The following is a 3,787-nucleotide window of genomic DNA, read 5'->3' on the forward strand; positions in this document are numbered from 1 at the left end:
CCCACGGTGCCATGGCCCCAGCTCGCCACTGGCCAGCCACCGGCAGGCGGCGTGCCTTTGGGCAGGAACAACGCGCCGGACACCACGATCGGTGTCTTGTTATCGATGCCGTCGGTGGAGGTGTACAGGATGCGTTGGGCGCTGGCGGCATTGGCCAGGCTCAGGGTGTTGTCCAGCGGCTCGCTGCGCAGCAGTTTGCCGGGAACGGCCGGGATGGCTTTTTCCCAGGTGTAGAAAGCCGAGACGCGGCCATCACCTTGCAGCGGGTCAGGTTTGGGGGCGTAGGTGTCGGCAGCAAACACGCTCATGGACAGGGCCAGGACGCTGAGGCCGAAGGCAAAGGAGTGCGGCAGTTTCATGCTCAATTTCCCTATTACGGATTGGTGCTGACCTGGCCACGCAGGGCCGGCCAGTAGTCGGTGAGTTTCAGGTCGATCAGGGCCTGGTTGGTAAAGCCGGTGGCCAGTGACGGGCCGATGTCGTAGGTGTCGCGAATCAGGTGATTGGCCAGGGCGTAGGTGGTGAGGGCCTGGTAATGAGCCTTGAGTTGCTGGTCGCTTTTTGGCGCCCAGCGATCCTTCCAGGCCACCGGGTCGTTCTGGTCGTCGCGACGCAGCACGCTCTCGGCGGTGCCGGCGCGGGATGACAGTTGGTAATAGGCGTCCTGGTTCTGTGGCTGGGAAATCCACCACGCAGCTTTCACCCAGGCGGTGGCGAGCAATTGGGTGATATCCGGGTGCTGCTGTACGAAGGTCTCGGTGCCCCACAGGTCGGAGACCAGCCGCCAGTCGTTGCTGCCTTGCTTGGTCGACCAGATGATCTTGCCCACGCCTTTGTCTTCCAGGGCATAGGCCTCGCTGAGCAACACTGCTGCGTCGACCTTGCCGGCAGACACAGCCGCGGCGCCGACTTGCGGGTTGAGGTTGGCAATCTTGAAATCGTCGAGCTTCAGGCCCTTGCTGGCCAGGAAGTTGCTGAAGGCGAACTCCCATGGCCGACCGCGATGCAGCGCCAGGCGCTTGCCCTTGAGGTCTTCGATGGTGTTCGCGGCGGAGCCTTCCGGTACCACCAGGTAAATATTGTTGCCGCTGCCACCGGGCACGATCAGCTTGCCTGGTACGCCACCGGCGCCGGCAATTACCGAGGGCAGGTCACCGCGTACGGCGAAGTCCAGGCTGTTGTTGCTGAAGCCTTCGTTGATCTGCGGCCCGGCGCCGGCATGGGGCAGGGCGATCCACTCCAGCTTGACCCCGCGCTCACGCAGTTGCGCTTGGAGCCAGCCGTCTTCGATAACGCGCCCGGCTATGCCGCCGAACACCGGTTTGCCGCCCTGGGTGTAGGCGACGATCGCGATCTTCACCGACGCCGGTGGCGCCTGTTCGGCCAGCACGCCGGTGCTGACCAGCACAGCGAACATGGTGGCGATGCTGTTGCGCCAGAATCTTTTCATTGGGATCTCCCTGCTAAGTGATCGCGACCCCCTGTAGGAGCCGGCTTGTCGGCGAAAGCGTCCGTTTAGTCGGTGCAAGGCTTTAGGGCCTCTTCGCTGGCAAGCCAGCTCCTACAGGGCAGGTGGCGTTGAGAGGGAGAGAGCAGATTGCATGCCATCAGCCGAAAAACGCTCTGCACACCTTGTAGAACGTGGCTTTGCGTATTTTCGAAGGACTGCCTGGCAACGGCTTGGTGTTGATCTGCACACACGCAGGTGCTGGCTGATTGCTGCTCCAGCAGCAGGCGAGGTGCGATGTGTTGGTATATTCTTTTTGGGAATATATAAATATTAATTAATAATTAAATGGTATAGAAAACTTCATGCACTATTGACACGCGCTTTTACTGCCAGGAATGCACCATGTCGCTGATCACCCATCCCAATGCCCGTGAATTGACCAAGTCGGTGCGCGCCACCGTGCTGGTCTTCAAGGACCCGCGCTCACAGGAATTGCTGGCGCGTATCGAGCGCCTGGCCCCCAGTGAGGCCAACACCTTGATCATCGGCGAGACCGGCACCGGCAAGGAATTGGTCGCGCGGCATATCCATCACCTGAGCCGTCGCGGGCGTGAACCGTTTGTGGCGGTGAACTGCGGCGCCTTCGCCGAAACCCTGGTGGAAAGTGAGTTGTTCGGCCACGAGAAAGGCGCATTCACCGGCGCCACCACCCACAAGGCCGGCTGGTTCGAAGCGGCCAACGGCGGCACGCTGTTTCTGGATGAGATCGGCGATTTGCCGTTGAACATGCAGGTCAAATTATTGCGGGTGTTGCAGGAGCGAGAAGTGGTGCGCCTGGGCTCGCGCACACCGATTCCGATCAATGTGCGGCTGGTGGCGGCCACCAACGTCAACCTCGCCGACGCGGTGGTGGCGGGGCATTTTCGTGAGGATTTGTTCTACCGCCTGCACGTCGCCACCATCCGCCTGCCGCCCCTGCGGGAACGGCCCGGCGACATCCTGCCGCTGGCGGAATTTTTTCTTGAAGAGCACTGCCAGCGCCTCGGCTACAACCGCGCGTCACTGAGCATCGATGCCGAGCGCAAGCTGCTGGAACACAGCTGGCCGGGGAATATTCGCGAGCTGGAAAACGCCATTCACCATGCGTTGCTGGTGTGCCGCAATCAACTGGTGCAGCCGCCGGATTTGCACCTGGTGGACATGCGTTCTTCCGGCATTCGCCAGGACGAGGCGAACCAGGCCGCGCCTGCGATCACTGGGCCGGTGAGCCTGGAGGCGGCGCTCACTGCGTTGTTCGAACAGAACATTCCGGACCTCTACGAGCACATCGAAGAGACGATCTTTCGCGCGGCCTATCGCTATTGCCATGGCAACCAGTTGCAGACCGGGCGCCTGCTGAATATCAGCCGCAACATCGTGCGGGCGCGGCTGGAGAAGATCGGCGAGTTGGGCAAACCGGTGCTGCTCGACGGGCAGTGACGGGGGTGTTAGCGTTTCGGGCTTCTCTGATCTGTAGAGGGCTCGACGTTGATTCGACTGACCGATTACATCGCTGATTTTTCCCGTTCGCCGCTGGCACCCTGGGTGGATCTTGCGCCGTGGGAGTTGGTGACCCAGGCGCCGGAAATCGTTCGCAAATTGCTGGCGGGGCTTTCTGATGATGACTATGAGATTCATGACGAGATTGCCGTGCACCGTACTGCGGTCGTGGAGGCGGGCGCTGTTTTGAAAGCGCCGCTGATCATCGGCGCCCACTGTTTTATCGCTGCCGGTGCCTACCTTCGCGGCGGTTGCTGGGTGGATGAATATTGCATCTTCGGACCGGGTGCCGAGCTCAAGACGTCCTTTGTCTTCAGCGGCAGCAAGTTGGCGCATTTCAACTTTGTCGGTGATTCGGTATTGGGCCGCGGGGTTAACCTGGAAGCCGGCAGTATCGTGGCCAACTACCGGAACGAGCGTGACGACAAGGAAGTGCAGGTGCGCATTGACGGGCAGTTGCAGCGCACCGGCTGTGACAAGTTTGGCGCGCTGCTTGGGGATCAGTCGCGGGTTGGAGCCAATGGTGTGTTGGCACCGGGAGCGGTGCTTGCGGCGGGTAGTGTGGTTAGGCGTGGGGAGGTTTTCGATTGTGAGGGGTAGGGGGTTTTTGGTGTACATATCCGTTAGTTGAGTAACGGCTGCTTATGGTTTCGCTCTTACAGCGACTCGCTTTGGAAAAGCCGGAATGCCGGCCCAGCCCAAAGTAAGCACAGGGCTCTGCCCCGCCTGTCGGCGCCTCGCTGTGGCTCGGGCTTATTGGGGCAGTCAGAGCCAGATCAAAATCAAAAGCAAGAGCAC

General features: G+C 60.9%; 3 protein-coding genes and 1 pseudogene. 2 read left to right on the top strand and 2 right to left on the bottom strand.

From position 1 onward, the window contains the following. A pseudogene (locus HX846_RS12175) lies at positions 1–359 on the bottom strand (alpha/beta hydrolase); the annotation flags it as partial. 14 nt (positions 360–373) lie between these two features. Further along, positions 374–1,450, bottom strand: a complete 1,077-nt coding sequence (locus HX846_RS12180) for an ABC transporter substrate-binding protein (protein WP_008430964.1) — start codon at positions 1,448–1,450, stop codon at positions 374–376. 402 nt (positions 1,451–1,852) lie between these two features. Between HX846_RS12180 and HX846_RS12185 the strand changes: the two genes are divergently transcribed. Continuing rightward, positions 1,853–2,929 carry a sigma-54-dependent Fis family transcriptional regulator gene (locus HX846_RS12185; RefSeq protein WP_003216996.1) on the top strand — a complete coding sequence of 359 codons (1,077 nt, stop codon included), beginning with the start codon at positions 1,853–1,855 and terminating at the stop codon, positions 2,927–2,929. A gap of 48 nt (positions 2,930–2,977) precedes the next feature. After that, positions 2,978–3,589 carry an LpxA family transferase gene (locus HX846_RS12190; protein ID WP_087693858.1) on the top strand — a complete coding sequence of 204 codons (612 nt, stop codon included), beginning with the start codon at positions 2,978–2,980 and terminating at the stop codon, positions 3,587–3,589. Positions 3,590–3,787: the final 198 nt, after the last annotated feature.

The sequence above is a fragment of the Pseudomonas sp. K5002 genome, assembly GCF_013386655.1.
Classification (GTDB): domain Bacteria; phylum Pseudomonadota; class Gammaproteobacteria; order Pseudomonadales; family Pseudomonadaceae; genus Aquipseudomonas.